Origin of the sequence: Maribacter dokdonensis DSW-8 (assembly GCF_001447995.1) — a bacterium.
In the GTDB taxonomy this organism is placed as follows: Bacteria; Bacteroidota; Bacteroidia; order Flavobacteriales; family Flavobacteriaceae; genus Maribacter; species Maribacter dokdonensis.
In genome coordinates, this window is sequence record NZ_LDPE01000002.1 from 128,267 (window position 1) to 151,570 (window position 23,304).

Annotated in this window: 20 protein-coding genes; 13 read left to right on the plus strand and 7 right to left on the minus strand. The window is 37.3% G+C overall.

Annotation, left to right across the window (positions count from 1 at the left end; translation table 11 throughout):
- Positions 1–43 precede the first annotated feature (43 nt).
- The gene (locus I600_RS10145; RefSeq protein ID WP_058104428.1) at positions 44–1,348 is read left to right on the plus strand and encodes an alpha/beta hydrolase family protein; all 1,305 of its coding nucleotides are present in this window, start codon (positions 44–46) and stop codon (positions 1,346–1,348) included.
- Between the two features lies 1 nt (position 1,349).
- Here I600_RS10145 and I600_RS19200 read toward each other — a convergent pair whose 3' ends face one another.
- The 4 genes from I600_RS19200 to hemH form a co-directional block, all read right to left on the minus strand.
- Positions 1,350–1,490 carry a hypothetical protein gene (locus tag I600_RS19200; RefSeq protein WP_156894553.1) on the minus strand — a complete coding sequence of 47 codons (141 nt, stop codon included), beginning with the start codon at positions 1,488–1,490 and terminating at the stop codon, positions 1,350–1,352.
- Between the two features lie 69 nt (positions 1,491–1,559).
- Positions 1,560–2,936, minus strand: a complete 1,377-nt coding sequence (locus tag I600_RS10150; protein ID WP_058104429.1) for an MATE family efflux transporter — start codon at positions 2,934–2,936, stop codon at positions 1,560–1,562.
- Between the two features lie 50 nt (positions 2,937–2,986).
- Positions 2,987–3,760: a DUF3050 domain-containing protein gene (locus tag I600_RS10155; protein ID WP_058104430.1), complete on the minus strand. Its 774-nt coding sequence runs from the start codon at positions 3,758–3,760 to the stop codon at positions 2,987–2,989.
- Between the two features lie 28 nt (positions 3,761–3,788).
- Positions 3,789–4,832 (minus strand): ferrochelatase, encoded by a 1,044-nt coding sequence (gene hemH / locus I600_RS10160; RefSeq protein WP_058104431.1) that lies wholly within the window; start codon positions 4,830–4,832, stop codon positions 3,789–3,791.
- A 176-nt stretch (positions 4,833–5,008) separates the two neighbouring features.
- Here hemH and I600_RS10165 point away from each other — a divergent pair, with 176 nt between their 5' ends.
- Positions 5,009–6,079, plus strand: a complete 1,071-nt coding sequence (locus I600_RS10165) for a mechanosensitive ion channel family protein (RefSeq protein WP_058104432.1) — start codon at positions 5,009–5,011, stop codon at positions 6,077–6,079.
- Positions 6,080–6,088: 9 nt separating this feature from the next.
- Positions 6,089–6,928: an N-acetylmuramoyl-L-alanine amidase-like domain-containing protein gene (locus I600_RS10170; RefSeq protein WP_058104433.1), complete on the plus strand. Its 840-nt coding sequence runs from the start codon at positions 6,089–6,091 to the stop codon at positions 6,926–6,928.
- On the opposite strand, the gene I600_RS10175 is transcribed toward I600_RS10170, so the two are convergent.
- Complete coding sequence (locus I600_RS10175) at positions 6,925–7,821, minus strand: helix-turn-helix transcriptional regulator (RefSeq protein WP_058104434.1); 897 nt, start codon at positions 7,819–7,821, stop codon at positions 6,925–6,927. The two genes, I600_RS10170 and I600_RS10175, sit on opposite strands and share 4 nt — an antisense overlap.
- A 192-nt stretch (positions 7,822–8,013) precedes the next feature.
- Between I600_RS10175 and hemA the strand changes: the two genes are divergently transcribed.
- From hemA to I600_RS10210, 7 genes are all read left to right on the plus strand, one after another.
- A complete protein-coding gene (gene hemA, locus I600_RS10180; RefSeq protein WP_058104435.1) occupies positions 8,014–9,270 on the plus strand; it encodes a glutamyl-tRNA reductase in 1,257 nt (418 codons plus the stop codon).
- On the plus strand, positions 9,267–10,847 hold the full coding sequence (hemC, locus tag I600_RS10185) for a hydroxymethylbilane synthase (RefSeq protein ID WP_058104436.1): 1,581 nt from the start codon (positions 9,267–9,269) through the stop codon (positions 10,845–10,847). The genes hemA and hemC overlap by 4 nt, the downstream gene beginning before the upstream one ends.
- A gap of 134 nt (positions 10,848–10,981) precedes the next feature.
- Complete coding sequence (hemE, locus tag I600_RS10190; protein ID WP_058104437.1) at positions 10,982–12,013, plus strand: uroporphyrinogen decarboxylase; 1,032 nt, start codon at positions 10,982–10,984, stop codon at positions 12,011–12,013.
- Positions 12,014–12,055: 42 nt separating this feature from the next.
- Positions 12,056–12,598, plus strand: coding sequence for a GNAT family N-acetyltransferase (locus I600_RS10195; protein WP_058104438.1), 543 nt, complete (start codon positions 12,056–12,058; stop codon positions 12,596–12,598).
- Positions 12,588–13,490, plus strand: coding sequence for an oxygen-dependent coproporphyrinogen oxidase (hemF, locus tag I600_RS10200; protein WP_058104439.1), 903 nt, complete (start codon positions 12,588–12,590; stop codon positions 13,488–13,490). Before I600_RS10195 ends, hemF begins: the two co-directional genes overlap by 11 nt.
- Positions 13,481–14,425 carry a DUF4421 family protein gene (locus I600_RS10205; protein WP_058104440.1) on the plus strand — a complete coding sequence of 315 codons (945 nt, stop codon included), beginning with the start codon at positions 13,481–13,483 and terminating at the stop codon, positions 14,423–14,425. Before hemF ends, I600_RS10205 begins: the two co-directional genes overlap by 10 nt.
- A gap of 13 nt (positions 14,426–14,438) precedes the next feature.
- Positions 14,439–15,227 (plus strand): PhzF family phenazine biosynthesis protein, encoded by a 789-nt coding sequence (locus tag I600_RS10210; RefSeq protein ID WP_058104441.1) that lies wholly within the window; start codon positions 14,439–14,441, stop codon positions 15,225–15,227.
- Positions 15,228–15,289: 62 nt separating this feature from the next.
- Here the strand turns inward: I600_RS10210 and I600_RS10215 are convergent, their stop codons facing one another.
- The gene (locus I600_RS10215) at positions 15,290–17,758 is read right to left on the minus strand and encodes a zinc-dependent metalloprotease (RefSeq protein WP_058104442.1); all 2,469 of its coding nucleotides are present in this window, start codon (positions 17,756–17,758) and stop codon (positions 15,290–15,292) included.
- A gap of 206 nt (positions 17,759–17,964) precedes the next feature.
- Positions 17,965–20,607 carry a DEAD/DEAH box helicase family protein gene (locus I600_RS10220; protein WP_058104443.1) on the minus strand — a complete coding sequence of 881 codons (2,643 nt, stop codon included), beginning with the start codon at positions 20,605–20,607 and terminating at the stop codon, positions 17,965–17,967.
- A 151-nt stretch (positions 20,608–20,758) separates the two neighbouring features.
- Here I600_RS10220 and I600_RS19325 point away from each other — a divergent pair, with 151 nt between their 5' ends.
- The 3 genes from I600_RS19325 to I600_RS10230 are packed head-to-tail and all read left to right on the plus strand — an operon-like array spanning position 20,759 to position 23,277.
- Entirely contained in the window at positions 20,759–20,911 is a 153-nt protein-coding gene (locus I600_RS19325; RefSeq protein ID WP_167342549.1) for a hypothetical protein, read from the plus strand.
- Between the two features lie 20 nt (positions 20,912–20,931).
- Positions 20,932–21,921 carry a porphobilinogen synthase gene (gene hemB, locus I600_RS10225; RefSeq protein WP_058104444.1) on the plus strand — a complete coding sequence of 330 codons (990 nt, stop codon included), beginning with the start codon at positions 20,932–20,934 and terminating at the stop codon, positions 21,919–21,921.
- A gap of 12 nt (positions 21,922–21,933) precedes the next feature.
- A complete protein-coding gene (locus I600_RS10230; RefSeq protein WP_058104445.1) occupies positions 21,934–23,277 on the plus strand; it encodes a serine hydrolase domain-containing protein in 1,344 nt (447 codons plus the stop codon).
- Positions 23,278–23,304: the final 27 nt, after the last annotated feature.

A 23,304-nucleotide genomic window follows, 5' to 3' on the forward strand; every position in this document is an offset into this window, starting at 1 on the left:
ACAATTAAAGTATTCTTATATTTAGAGCAACAAACTAACAATTATGAAATTTAGAGCACTATTATTTTCGGCATCGTTAATTGCCATTCTATTCAACGGATTGACAATAAATACGGTTAATGCCCAAACCAATGATTTTCTTTACGGAGACCAATTACCAGATGCACCAGAACTAAGTGCCAGAGGGGAATATAAGGTAGGTGTAAAGACGGTAAACCTTGTTAACCCCAACCAAGTAGATATTTTAAATTCAAAAGAAGGTAACGACCCAACGTATGACAGACCAATTACGATTGAAGTTTGGTATCCTGCCAATGTAGGCTACGATGCTAAAACCGTTGTATATGATGAAGTCATGGGGACTAGGGGAGATTCGTTAAGACCTTTAACCCCATTTACCTTTAAGGGACGCGCATACAGAGATGCCACACCAAAGACCGGAAATAAGTTTCCTTTAGTTGTTGTTTCTCACGGTTATGTTGGCTCTAGATACTTAATGACCTATTTAACCGAAAACCTTGCATCTAAAGGGTATATCGTTGCCGCCATAGATCATACCGATTCTACTTTCAAAGACGCCAATGCATTTCAAAGCACATTATTGAATAGACCAAAGGATATTCGTTTTGTAATCAATGAAATGGAAAAAATGGGTGCAAAAGGCTCTAAAAATAATTTAGAAGGTGTAGTAGACGCTAACAATACCGCAATTATAGGGTACTCCATGGGAGGCTACGGCGTATTAAATGTTGGCGGGGCCGGTTATAGCACTGGTCTGGCACAGTTCTTTACAGGAATGACCGGTGGCAGCACTGCAATCTCAGTACATACAGACGGAAATGCTGCATACGAAAAAATGACCGATGCCAGAATTAAGGCAATCGTAGCATTTGCACCATGGGGAATGGAACGTGGTGTTTGGGATGCCGAAGGATTAAAAGGATTAAAAACCCCTACTTTCTTTATTGCCGGCAGCCAAGATGATATCTCTGGTTATGAAAAGGGAATTAAAGCCATATACGAAGGTGCAGTAAATGCCGACCGTTATTTGCTGACCTATATGAATGCGAGACATAATGTAGCCCCTAACCCACCACCAGCAGAAGCTTTGGCTCCAGGTCTACATATAGATGAATATTACAGATACGCAGAGCCATCTTGGGATCAGCGCAAAATGAACAATATAAACCAGCATTTTGTAACTGCCTTCATAGGTAAGCATTTAAAAAACCAAGACAGCACCAAGTTTTTAGAAGTTCAGGAAGATTCCAACGAAAAAGACTGGACAGGTTTTAAACCTAGGTCATCTACCGGAATGGAATTGTTACATGCACAACCTGCAAACTAACCTAATTTCTCAATTTAGCTGCTTTAGGAACTTCTTCCTTTAGCAGCTTCATATATGTGTTTTGATTGGAAATCAACTCTTTCAATTTCCATACCAATAGAAATATGGCAACCGCAATTAATTGTGATAAAATAAAAATCATATTCGTATTCTTTAGCGTTTCTAACGCTACTTACGGAATATGTTTTGTAAGGTTTGATTTACTATTGAATTAAACCAAATTCTTATCAATTTCCTTTTTCAAAAAATACCCCGTAACAATGGTTGCAAGTACATCTGCAATGGGGAAGGAAATCCAAACACCTAGTTCGCCTAGAAAATTTGGTAGGATCAGTATTAAGGGAATAAAGAAGAACCCTTGTCGGCATAAGGTCAATAACAATGCCGGCACAGCTTTACCTATGGCTTGAAAGTATGCCGCACCAATAAGCTGTAAGGCAATAATGGGAGTAGCGGCAAATACCCATCGCATGGCAGAAGGGGTATTCTCCAAAACAAATGCATTGGTTGCCAATTCCAATTCGCTCATATTTGGTTTATGGCTTAAAAAGAGTCCGGCTATTTCAGCAGGAAAAATCATGAGTCCGGCGAAAACGATTGTTGCCAATATTGCCGCATATTTTATAGCGGTGTATATAGATTCTTTTACCCTATCGTACTTTTCAGCACCATAATTAAACCCTGCAATAGGCAAAAAGCCTTGTGTAACACCGAATACCGGAAAAAGGGCGAACATTAACATTCTACCAATTATAGCATATACCGCTACCATTGCCTCACCTCCCAAATCAAAAAGAATGTTATTCATCAATAGATATATCACGCTCACTACAGCCTGTCGAGAAAGGGTCACCATCCCAAGTGAGCTTATTTCCTTGATTATTGAAAACTTGATGCGTAAATATTTTGGACTCAGTTTTAATTCTGAATTATGGGACAGAAAAAAATAAACGATGTACAGAAAACATAGCAAGTAACTTATGGTTGTGGCCCAAGCGGCCCCTTCCATACCGTAATCCATTACGTTAATAAGCAAATAATCCAAAATCAAATTCCCAATTGACGGAATTATCATGGCGATCATGGCAAATTTGGGTTTGCCTTCCGATCGGATCACATTATTGCCCATCATATTAAGACCCAAGAAAGGGACACCATACAGTACAATAACATAATAGATTTTAGCCAACTCAAAAATAGAGCCCTTACCGCCAAATGCAGGGATTAGGGTATCTACAAAAGTAAGCCCTACGGCAACCATTGTTGTGGTGATCAAAATGGTAAATGAAATTTGATTACCAAAAGTGCGTAATGCCTTCTCTTTATTTCCGGCACCCAAGGCCCTTGAAATAATACTGGCACCGCCAATACCAATGGCCATACCTAAAGCACCTATAAAAAAAGAAATGGGTAAAACTACGTTTATAGCTGCAATAGCAATGGACCCTATCCAATTACCAACGAAGATAGAATCTACTAGAACATTGAGTGACATTACCAAAATACCGATACTGGCAGGTAATGCTTGTTTTATAAGCAAACTAGATATTGATTCCGTTCCTAATTGTTCTGCGGAAACGTTTGCCATTGCATTGAGTTTTAACTTTTAATTTTTCATTCTTAGAAGAAATAATGGTGCTACACTACTGATGCTTGGTTCTTAACAATGGAATCTGCTATATGATCCCACAAATTAATACGCTCTTTTAATGCCTTTTCAGAACATTCTAATACTTCGTGCCATTTGGCTTCATTATCACCACACAATTCTTGAATCATTTTTAAAGAAAGCGGACCGTGTTCATCCCCATCCAATTCTATATGCCTTCTTAGATAGTATTCTAATTTAGGGTATGCATTATTACCAGCCTGATCTACAATTTTCAAGAACATATCAGGTATTAAATCTTCCCTACCAAAAGTAAATGCAGCTGCAATTTTATGTGGTTCTTGCGTTTGTATCGTTTTAAAAGTAAATGACAAAAATGATTGTACGGCATCATTTAAATTGGCATTACCAATTGTTGCTAAAACCGTATCAAGCGAATCAATTTTACTTAGGAAATCAGTTATTTTACTAGTATCCGCACCTACTTCTACCATAGCATCCAAGTACATTTCATAGTGACTTTTTAATGCTCCCAATTCATTTACGTCTGTTTCCTCTTCTAAAACAATTTCATTAATAAACCGAGCGGTATTTGTATTCTTTACCGGTTTCCACGGTAATGTTGTGCAGGTAAGGTTAATTTGTAACACTTTCAAGAGCGACATAAAATCCCATACGGCATATACATGGCTTTCCATGAATATTTGGATATCCTCAACAGACTTCAATTTGTTATAAAGGACATGATTTCTTAATTGTTCTCTTAAAGGCTCTAATATAATTTCTATTTCTTCGATTTTCATAGCGGTGATTTCTTAGAATTATTAAAATTTACGTACTTGGAACAACATCTAACTTACTGGTCTCTTCCCAATTATTGACCCATTTGGCCATGACCTTTACCCAAGCATCATTATCGTTCAAACAAGGTATATGTTTGTAGTCAGCTCCACCAGCTTCTAAAAACTGTTCTTTGCCTTCCATAGCTATTTCTTCTAACGTTTCAAGACAATCGCTCACGAAAGCGGGAGTAATAACAGCCAATTTCTTCTTGCCTTCTTTCGCCAATCGTTCAAACTCATAATCGGTATAAGGCTTTAGCCATGGGTCACCCGCCAAACGCGACTGAAAAGAAGTACTCACTTGTTCTTCTTGTAACCCTAAATATTCCTTGACCATTTTGGTTGTGTCATAAACTTGGTGCCTATAACAGGTATTATGAGCTACGGAATTAACATTACAACATGTACCATCTATTTTACAGTGAAAACTGGTTGGATCGTTCTTACGGATATGGCGTTCTGGAATACCGTGGTAAGAGAATAATACGTGGTCGTAATCAAAGCCTTCCAGCCCGTCTTTAATACTTTCCGATAACACTTTGATAAACTCCGGATGTTTATAGAAAGCAGGCAAGGTAGTTATTTTCATTCCAGGAAATGAAGCTTCTTGCTCTTCAAGTACCTTTACCACTACCGTTTCAAAACTAGACATGGCATAATGAGGGTAAAGTGGTACTAAAAGCACATCATCCACACCTTTATCCTTTAATTCTTGCATGGCGTTTTTAATGGTCATGGTGCCATAGCGCATACCCAAGGCAACTGGCATTTTGGTCTCTGTCTTTAATTTATTGGTAAATCGTTCAGAGATTACTATTAAAGGAGAACCTTCTTCCCACCAAATTTTAGCATAGGCTTCAGCAGATTTTTTTGGTCTGGTCTGTAAAATAATTCCCCTTACCAAAATTGTTCTTAGCCATTTGGGCGCATCTATAACGCGCTCATCCATTAAAAATTCATCTAAATAAGGCTTAACATCTTTTGGGGTAGGACTATCAGGCGAACCTAAATTAACCAATAAAACTCCTTTCATAGCGTATGTGTTTATTTTTCAAATGCAAAAATAACACTTGAACATAGATGATATTTTAATTTTTGACAATAGTTTTTCTATACTTCTATAAAGCAAACTAATAACAGGCCAATAAATTTTTAGTGTTATTTTGTTTTAGTAAGTTGTAGAGCATAGAGATCTATAACCCATTTTATATGAATACTTTTTTTGATACGGTACCAAAAAGTGCACTTTACTTCTTTATAGCTTCTACCCTTGGCGTTCTAATTGCCTATTGGGTCATTTCCTTTTTCATCAAAAAATATGGTAAAGACCCTAAATATCTACTACCAAACGGAGCATTCAAAAAAATTAGTAGACCCATTTTCTTGATCATATTCTCGATTTGGTTGCGATCGGAGTCTATACGAACTTTATTACAATTAGAAGAGCATGATTACTGGTTTAAGAAAACAAGTACTATTCTCTTTATTGCATCTTTAACCTGGTTGTTGCTCAATTTATTAAAGATTATAAAAACTGTAATTGTCAGTAACTATGATGTTCACGTAGAAAATAATTTGAAAGCCCGAAAAATCTACACACAGTTCAACATACTGGAACGTATATTTATTTTTACCATCATTATATTGGCCATTGGCGCAGTTCTTATGAGCTTTGAAAGTATACGTGAGCTGGGTGTCAGTATTTTTGCCTCTGCAGGTGTTGCTGGTATTATTATAGGTTTTTCAGCACAAAAAATGATAGGTACCGTTTTGGCAGGTATTCAAATTGCCATTGCGCAACCCATAAAAATTGATGATGTGGTCATTGTAGAAGGTGAATGGGGGCGTATTGAGGAAATAACATTGACCTATGTTGTGGTTAAAATTTGGGATAAGCGAAGGTTGATCGTACCCACCACGTATTTTATTGAAAAACCATTTCAAAACTGGACCAAAACCTCATCTGATATTTTAGGAACCGTTTTTCTTTATACCGACTATACTGTACCTTTTGATGCCTTGCGTGAAGAACTGACCAAGATTTTAAAAAGTACAGATTTATGGGACAAAGAGGTTAATGTACTTCAAGTAACCGATAGCAAACAAAATTGTGTAGAAATAAGAGCCCTTATGAGCGCTAAGGACTCGCCCACTGCTTGGGACCTACGTGTTCATGTTCGTGAAAAGCTCATTACCTTTTTACAGGAAAATTATCCTGAGAGTATTGCCAAGAATAGGGTTTTATTGGAAAAATCTACGGAAGAAAATAACAATTCATAATTTAGCTTAATGAAACATATATTCTTGATTCTTTTTCTTTGTGTGTGCATTTCAGTTCAAGCCCAACAAATCACCTGCTCCCCAAAAGACAGAGCGGCCGTTGAGAGTAAACTAGTTGAAATAGACGGTATGTTTCAGAATGATATTGGCGCCACCATGGTCAGCGTTGGTAAAACGTTTTTGAAAACACCGTATGTTGCCAAAACCTTAGAAATTGGTGATACAGAAACCTTGGTTGTAAATCTACAAGGATTGGATTGCACCACTTTTGTGGAAAACGTGCTTGCATTTACACTTTTACTTCGCCAACATGAAAAATCGTTTGATGCCTACTTAAAAAATCTCGAAATTATTAGATATAAAGATGGTTCTTTAAATGGTTATGCTTCTCGCCTTCATTATTTCTCTGAGTGGATTGCCAACAATGCCGAAAAAGGACTTCTTAAAGACATAACAGGCGAAATTGGTGGCGCAGCAATCACAAAGGATATCAATTTTATGAGTACGCACAGGGATTTATATCCCTTCTTGGCAGATGATTCCAATTTCTCAAAAATTAAAGCTTCAGAGAACTATTTAAATAATCAGGCTATTTGTGTACTGGCCCAGGATGATATTGCAGCCAACGAACATTTAATACAAACAGGTGATATTATTGCTTTAGCAACTTCCATTAACGGTTTAGATGTAACCCATACGGGTATTGCCACCAGAGAAAAAGATGGTAGAATTCACTTACTACATGCATCAACCGGGTCTATGGAGGTTGAAGTATCAAAAAAACCGCTGGCAGATTATCTAAAGGGCATTAAAAGCAATACGGGTATTATGGTGGCAAGACCTCTTTAAGCAGTACCACCCGCCAAGGCCAACAAGTATTTTTTAGGTGTTGTATTATACTTTTTCTTAAATGCCGCAATAAAATGACTAGAGGTGCTATACCCAACCCTTAACCCTATTTCATTCACATTATACTGACCGGTTTCTAATAACCGCTTTGCATAATCCATCTTATGATCAAATAAAAAGCTGTATACAGAATCGCCGTAAATTTGTTTAAAACCTTCTTTTAAACGTTTTAAACTCAGTCCTACTTCACTTGACAGTTCTGCCAATGTTGGTGGTTCGGCCATATTCGCCAAAATAATTTCTTTGGCTTTCTTGATTTTCTTTACATTCTCCTCATCTGCCAAATACGGGCATTGTTCAATATCTGCATTAGGACTTCTATTAAAGTACAAGGCAATCAATTCATAAATCTTACCTTTTACGTACAACGATTTTATAGAAGGATGTAGATTATAATTCACAATCTGACTTAATATAACGGCAATAGAGGGTGAAAAAGGTTCTTGCGCATAGTACTTTTTTTCTTTGTTATCTGCACTTAAAAACGGAATATAATCTGCCTCTGCCGTAAAGAGGGAGTGAAATTTTCGTAAGGTCATCACCACAGAAACCAATGAGGATTTTGGATTAAGGTCCAAATTTAAAGGAAGGTCTAATTGGGTGTTATACAACAGTAAAGAATTCTCTTCCTTAACATCTAGGCTATAATTTCCTTGATTAAAATTATAGGCTCCGCTTCCCTTAAGACAGAAGTGAAACTGTATGAACCGCTTATTGATATCACGGGTATACTGTACCATCCTATCCTCCTCATTCTGAAACTTTAGCACATAAAATCCGTCTTCTATCAAAACCTCATCGTATGACCCTTGAGCGTTACTTTTATCTTCCATTTTTCAATTTCTATTTTTATTCTATTTAGAAAGCATCTAAATAAAACACCTACTATTCGCTGATAACACTATAAAATTATAGCTAATTAACTGATAAATGTCATTTTTTATCTAAAAATTCGGCAGACGACATTAATTGTACCTCTAGCGTTGTTTTTATTGAATTGATGACCATATTTTTGTACCCGCTTTATGAAGGACTATCACATTTCTAAACACAACTCCTTTTACACCATTGGCCTTAACTATAAAAAGGCCGATGCCGAGGCCCGTGGTAAATTTAGTTTAGACGAAATTGCCATTGGTAAATTACTTACCGAAGCTAAAAAGCAGGGAATAGATGGTTTATTGGCCACCTCTACGTGCAACCGAACCGAGTTACACGGTTTTGCCCAACACCCTTTTCAATTGATCAAACTTTTATGTGATCATTCTAATGGTACCGTTGAAGCTTTCCAAGAAGTAGCTTATGTGTATAAAAATAAAGAAGCGATCAATCACTTGTTTCGTGTAGGTACAGGTTTGGACAGTCAGATACTTGGGGATTTTGAAATCATTAGCCAACTAAAGCAAAGTTTTAAGCGATCTAAAGAATTTGGTATTGCCAATCCGTTCATTGAGCGTCTTTGCAATAGCATCATACAAGCCAGTAAACGTATTAAAAACGAAACTGAGATTTCTTCCGGAGCCACATCGGTAGCCTTCGCGTCCGTACAATACATTATGCGAAACGTTGAAAATGTATCGGATAAGAACATCTTATTATTTGGTACTGGTAAGATTGGCCGCAATACGTGCGAGAATTTAATAAAGCACACCAAAAATTCACATATCACCCTTATCAATAGAACCAAAGGTAAAGCTGAACAAATTGCAGGGAAGTTCAACCTTATGGTAAAAGATTATGGCGATTTACAATCTGAAATAAGAAAATCGGATATTCTGGTGGTTGCCACAGGTGCACAAAAACCAACGATTACCAAAGAATTGATCTATACCAATAAACCTTTATTGATATTAGATTTGTCCGTTCCTAAAAATGTTGATGCTTCCGTTTCCAATATGGAAAACGTAACCGTAATCCATTTAGATCATTTATCTCAAATGACAGATGAAACCTTGGAACGCAGAAAACAATACATTCCAGATGCAGAAGCTATAAATGAAGAAGTAAAGCATGATTTCAACCAGTGGTTAGAAACCAGAAAATTTGCTCCTGTTATTAAAGCTTTAAAAAAGAAATTGAAGACCATTAAAGATGAGGAGCTTGACTATCAATCTAAAAAAACGGTAGATTTCAATTCGCACCAGGCAGATGTGGTTACCAATCGCATCATTCAAAAAATAACCAAACAATTTGCAAATCATCTTAAAGATGACTCGGTAGATTCCAATTCAAGTTTAGAATTTATCCAAAAAGTTTTTCAATTAGAATTGGACGAGAAATGAGTAAAGTAATACGATTAGGCACACGCGATAGCGAGTTAGCGCTATGGCAGGCAAATACCGTAAAAGACCAACTACAAGCATTAGGTCATACCGTAAAATTAGTCCCTGTAAAATCTACGGGAGATTTAATTTTAGATAAGCCTTTGTATGAATTAGGTATCACCGGGGTGTTCACCAAAACATTGGATGTTGCCATGATCAATGGTGATATTGATATTGCCGTACACTCCATGAAAGACGTACCCACTGCCCTGCCGCAAGGGATTGTAAAGGCCGCCGTTTTAAAACGTGGCAATTACATGGATATCATGGCATTTAAGGACAATGAAGAGTTTTTGGGAGCACGCGATGCCGTTATCGCTACCGGTAGTTTACGTAGACAGGCACAATGGCTCAACAGATACCCAACACACACTGTTGTAGATTTAAGGGGCAATGTAAACAGCCGTTTGGAAAAGTTGTACAATAATAAATGGAACGGTGCCATTTTTGCCGCTGCAGGCTTGGAACGTATTGGTTTAGAACCGGAGAATACCATTGGTCTTACCTGGATGTTGCCCGCACCTGCCCAAGGAGCTATTATGGTAGTAGCCATGGAGGACAATGAAGAAGTTCGTGAAGCATGTGCACAACTGAACCATGAGGAAACCGATACCTGTGTTACCTTGGAAAGACAATTTCTTAGGGAACTGGAAGGTGGTTGTAGCGCACCTATAGGGGCACTATCCTATATCAACAAAGAAAATATTGTAACGCTAAAAGGCGTATTGTTAAATGTTGATGGAAGTAAAAAATTAGAAACAGAGCTAACTGCACCACTAGGCAAACACCAAAATTTAGGTATAGATTGTGCCAAGACGATTTTAGCACGTGGTGGTAGACGTTTAATGACAGAATTGGCAAGTGCCGGAACCGAGGTAAACATTTTTTCTACAAAGAAACTTACACCTCAACAGCAACTTAGCCTTAATATTTCTGTACATGCGGATTCAGATGATTTCATAAAAATCAATTTTAATCGTATTTCTCCGATTGTTCTCAAAAAGGAGCATAAGAATGTAGTCTTCACCAGCAAAAATGCCGTTGAAGCAGTATTGGCAAGTAGAGATGTGTCCGAATTAAATTTTGAGAATATCTATTGTGTAGGTAGAAAAACAAGACGATTTATAAAAAATAAGTTTGGCAAAATAACGCATTACGAAAACAATGCGAAAGACCTGGCCAATCACTTAGTGGAATTTATTGATGGTACAGAAGTAACCTATTTTCACGGAAATCTTAGCTTGGAAGAATTGCCTGTTATTTTAGAGGAAAACAATATTACGGTCAATGCCATTGAAGCATATAGAACAAAATTATCCGGTAAGTCCATATCAGAATCCGTAAAAGGCATCATGTTCTTTAGTCCGTCTAACGTTGAAAGTTATTTAAAAGAAAATTCAGCAGATAAAATTGCGTATTGCATAGGCGAAACCACTGCAAAAGCGGCCAGGGAACATTTCACAGAAGTAAAAGTTGCCAAAATACCAACGGTAGAAAGTGTTATTGAATTGGTGAATGCGGATTATGAAGATTAGCCAATGGCTGTTGGCTAAAAAATTAAAAATTAACGTCTTTGCGAGCATAGCGAAGCAATCTGTTTCTTAGGAACACCAACAAACAGATTGCTTCGGAGCAAAAAGGCTCCTCGCAATGACGAACAACATAAACTATGAGCTTAAAAAACGACCTATTTTTAAAAGCATTAAAAGGTGAGACTGTAGAAAGACCACCAGTGTGGATGATGCGCCAAGCGGGTAGATATTTACCTGAGTTTATGGCAATCAAGGAAAAATATGATTTCTTCACAAGATGTCAGACTCCTGAATTGGCATCTGAAATTACGGTACAACCTATTCGTAGATATGGCATGGATGCCGCTATTCTTTTTAGTGACATTTTAGTGATACCACAGGCCATGAACATTCATGTGGAGATGAAACCGAATTTTGGTCCGTATTTGCCAAATCCTATTCGTAATCAGAAAGATTTGGATAGCGTTATTGTTCCAGATGTTCATGAAACCTTAGGGTATGTAATGGAAGCTATAAAAGCAACCAAAGAAAAGCTGAACGATGAAGTTCCCTTGATCGGTTTTGCAGGTTCCCCTTGGACTATTTTATGCTATTGCGTACAAGGTCAAGGAAGCAAAACGTTCGACAAGGCTAAAGAATTGTGTTTTACACAGCCCGTGGTTGCTCATGAATTGCTTCAAAAAATTACCGATACCACCATTGCCTATTTAAAGGCTAAAGTAGCTGCTGGTGTAAATGCAGTACAGGTATTTGATTCTTGGGGTGGCATGTTATCACCAACGGATTATCAAGAATTTTCTTGGCAGTACATTCAGCAGATTATAGATGCTTTAAAAGACGAGGCTCCGGTCATTGTTTTTGGTAAGGGATGTTGGTTCGCTTTGGGCGATATGGCAAAATCAGGTGCATCTGCATTGGGTGTGGACTGGACCTGCTCGGCAAGAAACGCACGTTATTTAAGTGGTGGCAAAATTACCCTTCAAGGAAATTTTGATCCTGCCAGATTGCTTTCTCCACCGGCAGAAATCAAGAAAATGGTTCACCAAATGATTAACGAGTTTGGCAAGGACAGCTATGTGGTTAATTTAGGGCACGGTATTTTACCCAATGTTCCAGTAGAAAACGCGAAAGCCTTTATTGACGCCGTAAAAGAATATAAGCCGGCTTAATTCCAATCATTTGTAACATATAGCCGAAATTACAGTAGCATCATGAATTCTTTTCAACTACCAGATTTCGAAATCAATCCTATATCTGAGCGAGACGGGTGGCGATTATGTGATTTTTGCTGTGCAAACGAAAATCACTTAAGCAGATTTTTCCCTAGTACACTTGCGTCAAATTTAAATCCGACCCTGTCCAATCTCTTTGTTGAAAAGAAAGTCAGAGAGTTTATTAAACACGAGGAATATCTATTCACCCTAAAAGAGCCTCAAAACCGTAAAATAATAGGGCTGGTGTATGTAAAAGCTATTGATCTTGCTAAAAATGAAGCAGAATTAGCCTATTGTATAGATTATAACCAAGCCAATAAAGGATACACCACTATTGCGGTAGAAACCATTTCTAAATGGGCATTACAAGTACCGAATATGAATACGTTACGGATTCTTGTACACAAAACGAATATTGGTAGCATTAGGGTCGCAGAAAAATGTGGTTATCTTTGGAAAGAAACCTTAAAAAAATCCTTTACCCCACCTAACGAAGAACCGTTAGATATGGAACTTTACGTTTTAGAAAATGAAAGATAAATTTTACGCATACATACAACAACTTCAAGATACGATAACCGCCAAATTAGAAGAAGTAGACGGTAAAGCTACTTTTCAAGAAGATATCTGGAAACGACCGGAAGGTGGTGGTGGTAGAACCCGTGTTATAGAAAATGGGGCAGTGTTTGAAAAAGGAGGGGTAAATATTTCTGGTGTTCATGGCGAATTGCCCGATAGCATGAAGGCATATTTTAAAGTGAAGGAAGGTAATTTCTTTGCATGTGGATTAAGCTTGGTCTTGCACCCAAAAAATCCTATGGTGCCTACCGTTCATGCCAATTGGCGTTATTTTGAATTGTATGATGAGCAAGGTGAAATTGTAGATCAATGGTTTGGTGGTGGTCAGGATCTGACTCCGTATTATCTTTTTGATGAAGATGCCGTTCATTTTCACCAAGTATGCAAAACAGCATGCGACAAACATCAGCCAACATTTTATGATACCTATAAAAAAAGGTGCGATGAGTATTTTTGGAACACCCATAGAAATGAGGCACGTGGACTAGGCGGTTTATTTTTTGACTATTGCAAAGCTACTCCTGAGATGAATATGCAACAGTGGTATGACTTTGTTACGGAAGTTGGCAACAGTTTCCTATCATGTTATGTACCAATCGTTATAAAACGTAAAGACCTTGACTACACCAAGAAACAAAGAGATTGGCAAGAGATTAGAAGAGGAAGATATGTAGAATTTAATCTAGTCCATGACAAAGGAACTTTATTCGGACTAAAGACGAACGGAAGAATAGAAAGTATCTTAATGAGCTTGCCACCGCATGTACAATGGCGTTATGATCACCAACCCGAAAAAGGCAGTGAAGAAGAACGTTTACTACATGTTTTAAAAGCACCAAAAGCATGGGTTTAAGGGTACTGCTTTTTTTGGGTATATGTTGCTCAATTAGCTGGTGTACCGCTCAAAACTCTCATTACAAGGAAGACTTCCCTGATAAAATTACACTTCGACTAGCGTTACAGACAACTTCCAATAGTTTTACGCTTAGAGATAAGATAACACGTAACAAAACGGAGTTTATACCCAATGACAAGAGCTATTTGGGCTTGTCCATTTTATTTCGGTTTTTAGAAGTTGATTTGGGTTATGCCCCCAATTTCCTCTCGGAAAATAAGGATAACGGAGACTCCAAATTAATCACCTTTAATATTAGAACATTCTTTGGGCAGTACATGCAGACCATAGATTATTACAAGCAAAAGGGGTTCTTTATACGCACGCAAGATATTACCTTGCCCATAGATGACTTAAAGACCTTAAAAATAGGCGGAAGTTCTAGCTACATATTTAATCCGGATTTTTCATTTAGAGCCATCGGTTTTCAGAACGAATGGCAAAAACAAAGCGTCGGTAGCTTTATTCCCAGCATAACGTATTACTATACCAAATTTAAATTGGAAGATCCGCTGATAGAGAATCAACTGGAAAAATCGTTCAAAATGGCTATTGGTCCGGGGTACTATTACAACTGGATATTTGACGAAAATTACCTGCTTTCGGCTGGTGCAACCGGTGGTTTAGGTTTCAATTATTCAAGTACGGACGGTGAGAAATCTTTTAACGGCTTGGCACAATTAGTTTTCAGAATGACGGGCGGATATAATTCCGAATCCTTCTTCGGCGGTGTAAATATCAATACGCAATTATTGAGTCATACTTCCGATGAGAATTTTATTTTGGACGATTCCATCAGTTTTTTAGAGTTTTATGTAGGGTATAGATTTGATGCCCCTAAAAAATGGATCGCTAAAGCCGATGAGATAAGTCGTAAATTTGGTATAGAATGATAATCTTTATCCCATGAAGCAAAAAATTTATCAGATCGATGCGTTTACTACCACATTATATGGTGGCAATCCTGCAGCAGTTTGTATTCTTGAAAAATGGTTAGCAAATGATACCATGCAAAAGATAGCCGCTGAAAATAATTTAGCCGAAACTGCTTTTGCCGTTGCCAAAGATGATCATTATGAGTTACGCTGGTTTACACCAGAAGTTGAAGTTGATCTTTGTGGTCATGCCACGTTGGCAACAGCCTTTGTACTCTACAACTACTATGCTTTCAAAGAAAATACCCTACGGTTTATTTCCCCAAGAAGTGGGGAATTATTGGTGCAAAAAGACGACTCGGGTTTGTTAACAATGGACTTCCCTACTGACGTTATAACTTCTGTTACAGAACAACCAAATATCACGGAAGCAATAGGAAAAAAACCTTTGGAAATTTTTAAAGGCAAAACCGATTACATGATTATTTATGAAACCCAGGAGGAAATAGAAGCCATGCAACCAAATTTTCATTTGTTGAACGAGTTGGATTGTAGAGGTGTCATTATTACTGCAAAGGGTAACGATGTAGATTTTGTATCACGCTTTTTTGCTCCGCAATGTGGTATTCCAGAAGATCCTGTTACCGGATCTGCACATACCACCTTAACCCCATATTGGTCAGAGAAATTGAACAAGAAAAAATTAACTGCCAAACAATTGTCTGAGCGTGGTGGCGATTTACAATGTGAATATCATGGAGACCGCGTAAAAATATCGGGTAACGGGGTTTGTTATTTGGTAGGTGAGATTACAACCTAATAATTGAACTAAAAAAAGCCTGCTTTAAATTTAAAACAGGCCGCAACTTAATTTCCATTAAATCAAATTTCTTTAAATAATGCATCAATACGAGCTATTATATCTTCGTAATGGTATTTCGTTACTTTATCTATAGTATTATTTTTAGCGGACCTTAACTTTGTTCTAACGGCTGTTAATTCACCTCTTGCCAAAGCTCTTACATCAGATGTATTAACATCGTAAGAAAGGGCACCTTCAAAACCTGTTCTTACATTCCCGCGTTTTATTTCCTCTTTCATTAAAAACTCCATTCTATCTATATAAGAACGTTGCAAGTTTCTTCTAAACAAATCAACACTTTTATCTCTATAAGATTCTTTCCAAATACCAGCCCTAATATCCGTTAACATTTCTAAAGCACTATAATATTTTTGCTCTCCAAAACTTTCAGCATCTATTAATCTTCCTATACGTTCAAAAGACAAAAGTGAATTTAATTGTCTTACCTGTACCTTTCTTATTTTTTCGGAATATCCTGAATGATCTATATTTTTTAATATATCTTTTTCTAAGAGCCATTTTGGAGTTTGGAACAAATTAACATTTAACCATTTTACCGCTTCCTTTTGTTTGCTAGCATCATAGTGGCTATAAACGACACCTCCCTGTTCAGGAGTTTTTAAATTTTCAAACACCCCACCAACTGTAGTAGTCACATGACCTACATACCTATTGAACACTCCCAATAACTCTCCGTACAATTCTTCCAAATCTTGATAATCATTGGTAATATCCGATGTCCAGTTTGGAAGGTTAGTCATCACATACTTTAAATTATTTATACCATATGTACTAGCCTTAAGTGGATCGTCGCCAATAGCTTCTGTTTGTGATTGAGGGTCAAAACGGCTGCTTTGTCTCCCAAATTTATATTTGGGGTCGTTCGCCTTTTCAATAACCCAAGAATTAAGTACATCCCTTTCATCCTTATCTTCTGAAAACCAGTGATACCCCCAATTGACTGAATAATAATCATATGGTCCAATTTGTCTGATAAAACGAATATTCTCATCACCTGGTTGAGCTATATAATTGTATCTGGCATAATCCATAATACTTGATGCAATTCCATATTTTTGGGTAAATGCTCCATTTCTTAAGGAGTCTACTGGATAAGAAAAGCTCGCTGCCATATTATGTGGAAAACCTAAGGCATGACCAATTTCATGAGCAATTACCATACGCATCATCTCTCCTATCTCCTCTGGATCAGTATTTAAAGTTCTTGCAGAAGGGTTTGCGGCTCCCGTTTCCAATAAATAGCGATTTCTATAGCTTCGTAAATGATTATGGTACCAAATAATATCACTGGAAACAATTTCACCGCTACGCGGGTCAGATACACTTGGTCCAACGGCATTTCTAGTTGTACTGGCCACATAACGTACCATATTGTAACGAACATCCTCTGGACTAAAATCAGGATCTTCTTCTTTTGTAGGAGCCTGTTTAGCTATTATCGCATTCTTAAAACCTGCTGCCTCAAATGGCTTTTGCCATTCTTCTACACCTTGTATTATGTACTTTTGTAAATTCTCTGGAGTACCTGGATCTAAATAATACACTATTGGTTTTACCGGTTCTACTATTTCCCCTCGCTCATAGGCTTGAATATCTTTAGGCTCCATACGCCACCTTCTGATAAAGGTTTTCTGATCTGCTTTAAGTGCTTCACTCCCATAATCATACTGTGAAATGGTAAAAAAGCCTACTCTTGGATCATAAATTCTAGGCTTCATTGGCTTTTTAGGTAGCAAAATCATAGATTGATTCATTTGTAAACTAATAGCCTGTGCTTGCTCTAAGCTAGGTGGTTCAGCAGCTTCATAGGTAAAATCTTGCTTTACTTCTATATTTTCCGGAAAACTATTTACACTATGTATAAAACTTCTAGACCCATCTAATTTTTTTACTTTATACTCTTTTCTCAATTTGGCAGAAAGACCACTAATAGCAGGAATATCAGAATTAAAAAACTTAGTAACATTAACCACAGCAGCTGTAGAATCTGGAGAAAAGGCCTCTATGTCAAAAGCATAAATGGTTGGTTCATAATTATTTACTTTCACCGAACTGCTAATTGCCTTAGTACTATCCGCTACATTTATGAACGATTTGGATTTTAGTAAAATTTTATCCCTGAAACGTATCCAATGAACCACTTGCTCATTAGTTTTGCTACCAGCATTTACATAACCGCCACCAACACCATTTTGTAATTGTGCAATACGGCTAACCCACAACATATCCTGACCTAGTTGGGTGAAAGGTATTTCGTAAAAATAATCGTCTTTTACCCTAAATACTTTAAATACACCTTCATCGGCGACAGCATCTTTAGTAATTACCTTGGTATACGGCTTAATTCCTTTTTTAGCTTTAGGTTCGGCTGTAGTTGTTGATTCAGAATTTTTATTTGATTTTTTTTGGGCGGTGCTGTTTATAGTAAACAGAAAAAGACAACCGCATAAGAATAGTAACTTTTTCATCAATCTAAAAATAAATATTATAACTAAGAGCGTTAACCTTTTTAATAAAACATTATAGAAATTCATTAGAAAAAATAAAATATAACAACCTATTGAACCACTACTTAAATAAACCTCAAACCTGAACCTACCAAATGACAATTTTTAGAACTCATTAAGTTTTAGAAAGTAAGTTAACCACTTCACGTATCTGCACACCTTTAATGTTATTTCCAGGTAATGGTCTTTTTAGATACCTCCTCAAATTGATATTTTAGATGGGCAAATCTAGCCTTTAACAGCACTTTTCTACCTTTTAAGGTTCTCGTAAAAAGTATTTTAGAGCCATCTACATGTGCGTTCCAATGTTTTTGAAAAATCAAAGCTTCGGTTTTGTTTTTAGCTACTTCCTTTGGAACTACGTAGTAATTTCTAATGTTCAACTTTCGCTTAAACCAATTACTGTTTACCAATAGATAACGTGGATTGTCAACGGGCGCTATAATCTCTTCTAAAAGAGAGATAAATACATTACTATCATGTTGGCTAGCATCTTTTAAATAGATAGAAAAAGTTCCTTTTAAATCCTGTTCGGCATGTATGGTAGCCTTTTTAGATTCAAAGTACGGAGTCTTATCATCTAGCAAATACCCCAACACCGCTTTTGCTATCTTCTTTGTTTTCTTGTATTGATTGCCAAATAGAAAGTAAAGCTTTAATGCTTTAAATGTTTTGGGTCCAAAACCAAGAAGAAGGGCTGCGCAGAATATATAAAAAACCTGCAAAATGCCTTTGCCCAAAACGGCACCCATATTTTTAATTAAAAATTCAGGAACAAACATAGACACCCCTAAAACTACTTCTAGCATCACATACTTACCTGCATTTAAGGCATGTAATTTTTTTGTTTTGGCAAAAGGCTGATCACCGGCAGATGGTATCTTAAGTTCGCGCACCAAAATGGAGCCTTTTTCAATGGCGTGATTCCATCTATATGCAAAGTCAGATTTCTGTTGTGCCGTTTCTAGCATTTCTGCGTTAATCGTTGCTAAATGGGTAGTTTCATTCCATTTCGGAGGCAATACCAATCGGTCTATTCCGTTAGAAATATAAATTTCATCACGAAGCGACACCCCTGTAAAGGCTTCAAAACGTTGCTGCAGTTTTTCCATGTCTTTACCACCATCGGTAGCAGTTGGGTCCAAACAGGCCAAATGCCATATAGTACCTGTTTTATCAGGATTATTTGCATCTACACGAATGGCGCGACCTCGCATTTGATTGGAAGAAACAAAAGAACCTACATAAGACGCCAAGATCAAGGTATTAATACAAGGAGCATCCCATCCTTCGCCTAGAAAAGCTTTTGTACCGATCAAGGTTTTTATTGCTCCATCTTGAAATAACTGCGTAATAGACTCTGCTATTTTATGTTTAAGAGTATCGGGCACTTGTATAAAAAGATACCCTTCAGCACCCTCAACAACCTGCACCTGCAGCTTTTCAATAGCTAAAAGCGCTTTTAAATTTGGCAAAACAGTTTCATGCAATAGCACCAATGACCCTGTTAACACACCAAGTTGTGTATGATTACTTTGCTTGGCCAAAATGTATTTGAAAATAGGCACTACCCCAAGCTTGTTTAAAGCTTTAGTATCGCTTCCTTCAAAATTTAAAAACTCCTTTCGGATAAAATCAGCCAAAATGACCGTTCTAGTAGTATCGCCCAAATTGGCATTGGTACTTTTTACAATTTGATAAATACTTTCAAGCTTGCTAGGGCTATTGGATAAGTTTCTATACAAAACCTCATCACCAACAAAATTTACCCGCTTATTTTCGAGAACCCCTATACGCTTTAGTTCCTTTTCCAAAGGCAATAAAATTGCTTCAAGAGCACTAAATGCTTCCCGCTGATCCACCAATAAATGCTGTAACAATGCTTCTGACCATTCATAGGTAAAACTGGGAAAGTTTACATCGTTGTTAGAAAAACCAAGAATTTTTAAGTTCTGCTCATTTACGGCATAACCACAAGCATTCAGATAAATAATAACCGAACTGAAAAAAGTAGGGTTTTGATAGATATATTCCAAAGATTCCTTTGGGTGTACATAGAAGTCCTGAGTGATCAATGCTTCTTGTAACTCCTTATTTGTAAGTAGTTGATTGGTAAAATTTAAAATCTGCTCACGGTAGTTTACAATGTATTTGATCTGTGCCTCCTCAGGCTTGGAGAAATACACAAAATCTTGATGCGGACAAAGGTCTCCGTTCTTAATAAGATCAGGTACTGCAATTTCATCATCAATAGGACCGCATAAACTAAAATAACGATTGATTTCAGTTGTAGAACTATCGTAAGGCGGAGTTGCGGTCAACGAGACCACCGTTAGACCTTCTATTTGCTTTAAATGATAAAGGCATTGCCACCATTCATTTTTAAGGTGATGCGCCTCATCTAAAACCAAGGTTTTAATGCCATGGGATTTGATAAAATCTAACAGCTGTTGTTTCTCATTTTCATCAAAAGACTTGGTTAAGGCAAATAACGACTGATAAGTTGAAAAAGTAATTAAGCTAGGTTTTTTTAGGTCTAAGGAATACTGATCAAAATCTTCATGAACCGCAAAAAAATCTAATAACCGAGAACGCCATTGGTTACGTATGGTCAATGTAGGCGCCAAAACCAAAGTTGGTTTACCTATACGAATTAGAATTTCTAAGCCAAGTATGGTTTTACCCGATCCCGGTGGTGCAACAACATGTAAATGCTCGTCTTTAATATGGCTTTGAAAACCATCCAAAAATTTTTGTTGATAGCTACGCCATGTATATTTGAACTTTAATAGTTCTCTGAATTTTTGCATCAAGAATCAATTATCGGCTAAGCCCATAAAAATAAGTAATAACCACTGTAGCTATTCTTCAAATTCCCCTATTTTTGTAAAACTTCAAGAGATGCACGTTTTATGGCATAACAACTAAGGCTTTAAAGCGATTGAATTTAAATATTCGAATATGGCAAAAAAAGGCAAGGCCAAAAACACGTTGAACAAAGCAAAGCATGCCAAGCTCATGGATAGAAAGAAGAACAAATTGAAGAAGGAAGCTGCACTAAGAAAAGAACGGTTAAAGAGCATCATTAAAAAAAGTCAAGAATCTAAAAAATAAAGGAAACAAAAAATAGAATTATGTACCCACTTATACGCCCCAGAAGATTAAGAAGTTCAGAAGCTATACGCAGTTTGGTTCGTGAAACCATTATTTCACCAAACGATTTTTTAGTACCGTTATTTGTAGTGGAAGGTAAGGGAATTAAGGAAGAAATACCTTCTATGCCCAATTATTACCGACTTAGTTTAGATAATTTGACCAAAGAAGTGAAAGAGCTTTGGAAAATGGGTTTACATTCGGTGCTATTATTTGTTAAAGTTCCAGATAACTTAAAGGATAACAAAGGTTCTGAGGCCTTAAATGAAAACGGATTAATGCAATTGGCGATCAAAACCGTAAAAAATGCATGTCCTGAAATGTTGGTGATGACAGATGTTGCCCTGGATCCCTACTCCTCTTACGGTCATGATGGTATTGTAGCCGATGGCGAAATATTGAACGACGAAAGTATTGAGGTCTTGACCGAAATGAGCGTATCCCATGCCAAGGCAGGTGCAGATTTTGTTGCCCCTAGTGATATGATGGACGGTCGTATTCTCAGCATTCGTGAAGCATTGGAAGACGAAGGTTACTTAAATACCGGTATTATGGCTTACAGCGCTAAATACGCCAGTGCTTTTTACGGTCCGTTTAGGGATGCCTTGGATTCCGCCCCTGTAGATATCAAAAATGTACCTAAGGATAAAAAGACCTATCAAATGGATTATGCGAATCGGTTTGAAGCTATTCGAGAAACGCAGTTGGATATTGATGAAGGTGCGGATATCGTGATGGTAAAACCAGGATTGTGCTATTTGGATATTGTTCGTGAAATTAAAAATGAGGTTGATGTTCCCGTTGCCGTATACCAAGTTTCAGGTGAATATGCTATGGTAAAAGCAGCCGCAGAAAAAGGATGGTTAGATCATGATGCCGTATTGATGGAACAATTGACCGCAATTAAAAGAGCGGGTGCCAATATTATAGCTAGTTACTTTGCCAAAGATGCCGTTAAATTGTTAGGTTAAAGAATAGTTTACATGCGTAATTATTTATATATACTTTTCGGTTTATTTTACGCTGTTGGCTTTGCACAGGTTGAGCGCACTACACCGTTGCTGCTTCCGGTGGGTTCTCGTTTACAAGAATCTTCCTTCAAGGCCTACGCATTGGATTCTGCCTTTGTATATCGCAAGGTAGATAGTATTATAACAAATGGTATAAAGAATAACGCTTTCCCTGGTGCACAGGTTTTAGTGGCTAAAGAAGGAAACATCATTTTTCACCATGCCTACGGATTTCATACCTATGACAGCATTCAGCCTGTTGCATTGGATGATATTTATGATCTAGCATCGGTCACCAAAATATTAGGTCCCTTACCTGCCATCATGAAATTGGTAGATGAGGGCAAGTTGGATTTAGATGAACCTTTTAGCACCTATTGGAAACCTTGGAAAAGGCATAAAGACAAAAGAAACATAACGCTACGGGAGATTTTGGCGCATCAAGCGGGGTTAGCACCTTACATTGTATTCTTAAGCAAGACCTTAAAAAATAACGGTCGGTTTAAAAATAGGTTCCTTCGTAATAAAGCAAATCGCCACTTCAGCAATAGGGCTTTTGAAGACATCTATGTTAAAAATAGATTCAACCGAAAAATGTATCGCATCATCAATCGTTCTGAAGTAGCTGCTGACAAAAAATATAAATATTCCGGTTTATCATTTCTCATTTTTCCAGAACTGATATCTCAACTAACGGGCATGCCCTACGAGCAATATTTGGAGGAGCAATTTTATAAACCACTTGGTATGAAAACCTTCGGGTTCTTACCCAGCACCAAGAACTTTAGCAACAACATTGTACCTACCGAGATAGATACCCTATACAGACATACCCTAACGCAAGGTTGGGTGCATGATGAAAATGCATCGCTCCTAGGCGGTATTTCAGGGAATGCCGGTCTATTTGGTACAGCGCAAGATTTAGCGATCATTATGCAAATGTATGTACAGGGCGGCCTTTTCAATGGCAAGCAGTACCTCTCCAAGAACACCGTGCAAGAATTTACAAGTGTACAATATCCTGCAAATGATAATAGGCGAGGTTTAGGTTTTGACAAGCCTTATTTAAAAAATGATCAGTTTACCCTGGCAAATGCCTATCCGGCGCCAGAAGTGAGTGCCACCAGTTTTGGTCATAGCGGCTTTACCGGCACTTTTGTTTGGGCAGATCCGGAACATCAATTAGTATATATTTTTCTATCGAACAGGGTATTTCCAACCCGTGAAAACCGTAATATTTACGACCTAAATATACGCCCCGCCATTCAACAAATATTTTATAGCGCATTTGATAGATCAAAACAGCACGATCATTAGTATATTTATCAATATCTTAGATTTCTA

Excerpts from the sequence above, each read along its gene's own strand:
- I600_RS10205 (WP_058104440.1), top strand. The coding sequence starts at position 13,481 with ATGGGTTTAAGGGTACTGCTTTTTTTGGGTATATGTTGCTCAATTAGC.
- I600_RS19325 (WP_167342549.1), top strand. The coding sequence starts at position 20,759 with ATGGCAAAAAAAGGCAAGGCCAAAAACACGTTGAACAAAGCAAAGCAT.
- I600_RS19200 (WP_156894553.1), bottom strand. The coding sequence starts at position 1,490 with ATGATTTTTATTTTATCACAATTAATTGCGGTTGCCATATTTCTATTG.
- I600_RS10230 (WP_058104445.1), top strand. The coding sequence starts at position 21,934 with ATGCGTAATTATTTATATATACTTTTCGGTTTATTTTACGCTGTTGGC.
- I600_RS10170 (WP_058104433.1), top strand. The coding sequence starts at position 6,089 with ATGAAACATATATTCTTGATTCTTTTTCTTTGTGTGTGCATTTCAGTT.
- hemE (WP_058104437.1), top strand. The coding sequence starts at position 10,982 with ATGAGCTTAAAAAACGACCTATTTTTAAAAGCATTAAAAGGTGAGACT.
- I600_RS10145 (WP_058104428.1), top strand. The coding sequence starts at position 44 with ATGAAATTTAGAGCACTATTATTTTCGGCATCGTTAATTGCCATTCTA.
- I600_RS10150 (WP_058104429.1), bottom strand. The coding sequence starts at position 2,936 with ATGGCAAACGTTTCCGCAGAACAATTAGGAACGGAATCAATATCTAGT.
- I600_RS10220 (WP_058104443.1), bottom strand. The coding sequence starts at position 20,607 with ATGCAAAAATTCAGAGAACTATTAAAGTTCAAATATACATGGCGTAGC.
- I600_RS10210 (WP_058104441.1), top strand. The coding sequence starts at position 14,439 with ATGAAGCAAAAAATTTATCAGATCGATGCGTTTACTACCACATTATAT.
- hemC (WP_058104436.1), top strand. The coding sequence starts at position 9,267 with ATGAGTAAAGTAATACGATTAGGCACACGCGATAGCGAGTTAGCGCTA.
- hemA (WP_058104435.1), top strand. The coding sequence starts at position 8,014 with ATGAAGGACTATCACATTTCTAAACACAACTCCTTTTACACCATTGGC.
- I600_RS10215 (WP_058104442.1), bottom strand. The coding sequence starts at position 17,758 with ATGAAAAAGTTACTATTCTTATGCGGTTGTCTTTTTCTGTTTACTATA.
- hemF (WP_058104439.1), top strand. The coding sequence starts at position 12,588 with ATGAAAGATAAATTTTACGCATACATACAACAACTTCAAGATACGATA.
- hemB (WP_058104444.1), top strand. The coding sequence starts at position 20,932 with ATGTACCCACTTATACGCCCCAGAAGATTAAGAAGTTCAGAAGCTATA.
- I600_RS10175 (WP_058104434.1), bottom strand. The coding sequence starts at position 7,821 with ATGGAAGATAAAAGTAACGCTCAAGGGTCATACGATGAGGTTTTGATA.
- hemH (WP_058104431.1), bottom strand. The coding sequence starts at position 4,832 with ATGAAAGGAGTTTTATTGGTTAATTTAGGTTCGCCTGATAGTCCTACC.
- I600_RS10165 (WP_058104432.1), top strand. The coding sequence starts at position 5,009 with ATGAATACTTTTTTTGATACGGTACCAAAAAGTGCACTTTACTTCTTT.
- I600_RS10155 (WP_058104430.1), bottom strand. The coding sequence starts at position 3,760 with ATGAAAATCGAAGAAATAGAAATTATATTAGAGCCTTTAAGAGAACAA.
- I600_RS10195 (WP_058104438.1), top strand. The coding sequence starts at position 12,056 with ATGAATTCTTTTCAACTACCAGATTTCGAAATCAATCCTATATCTGAG.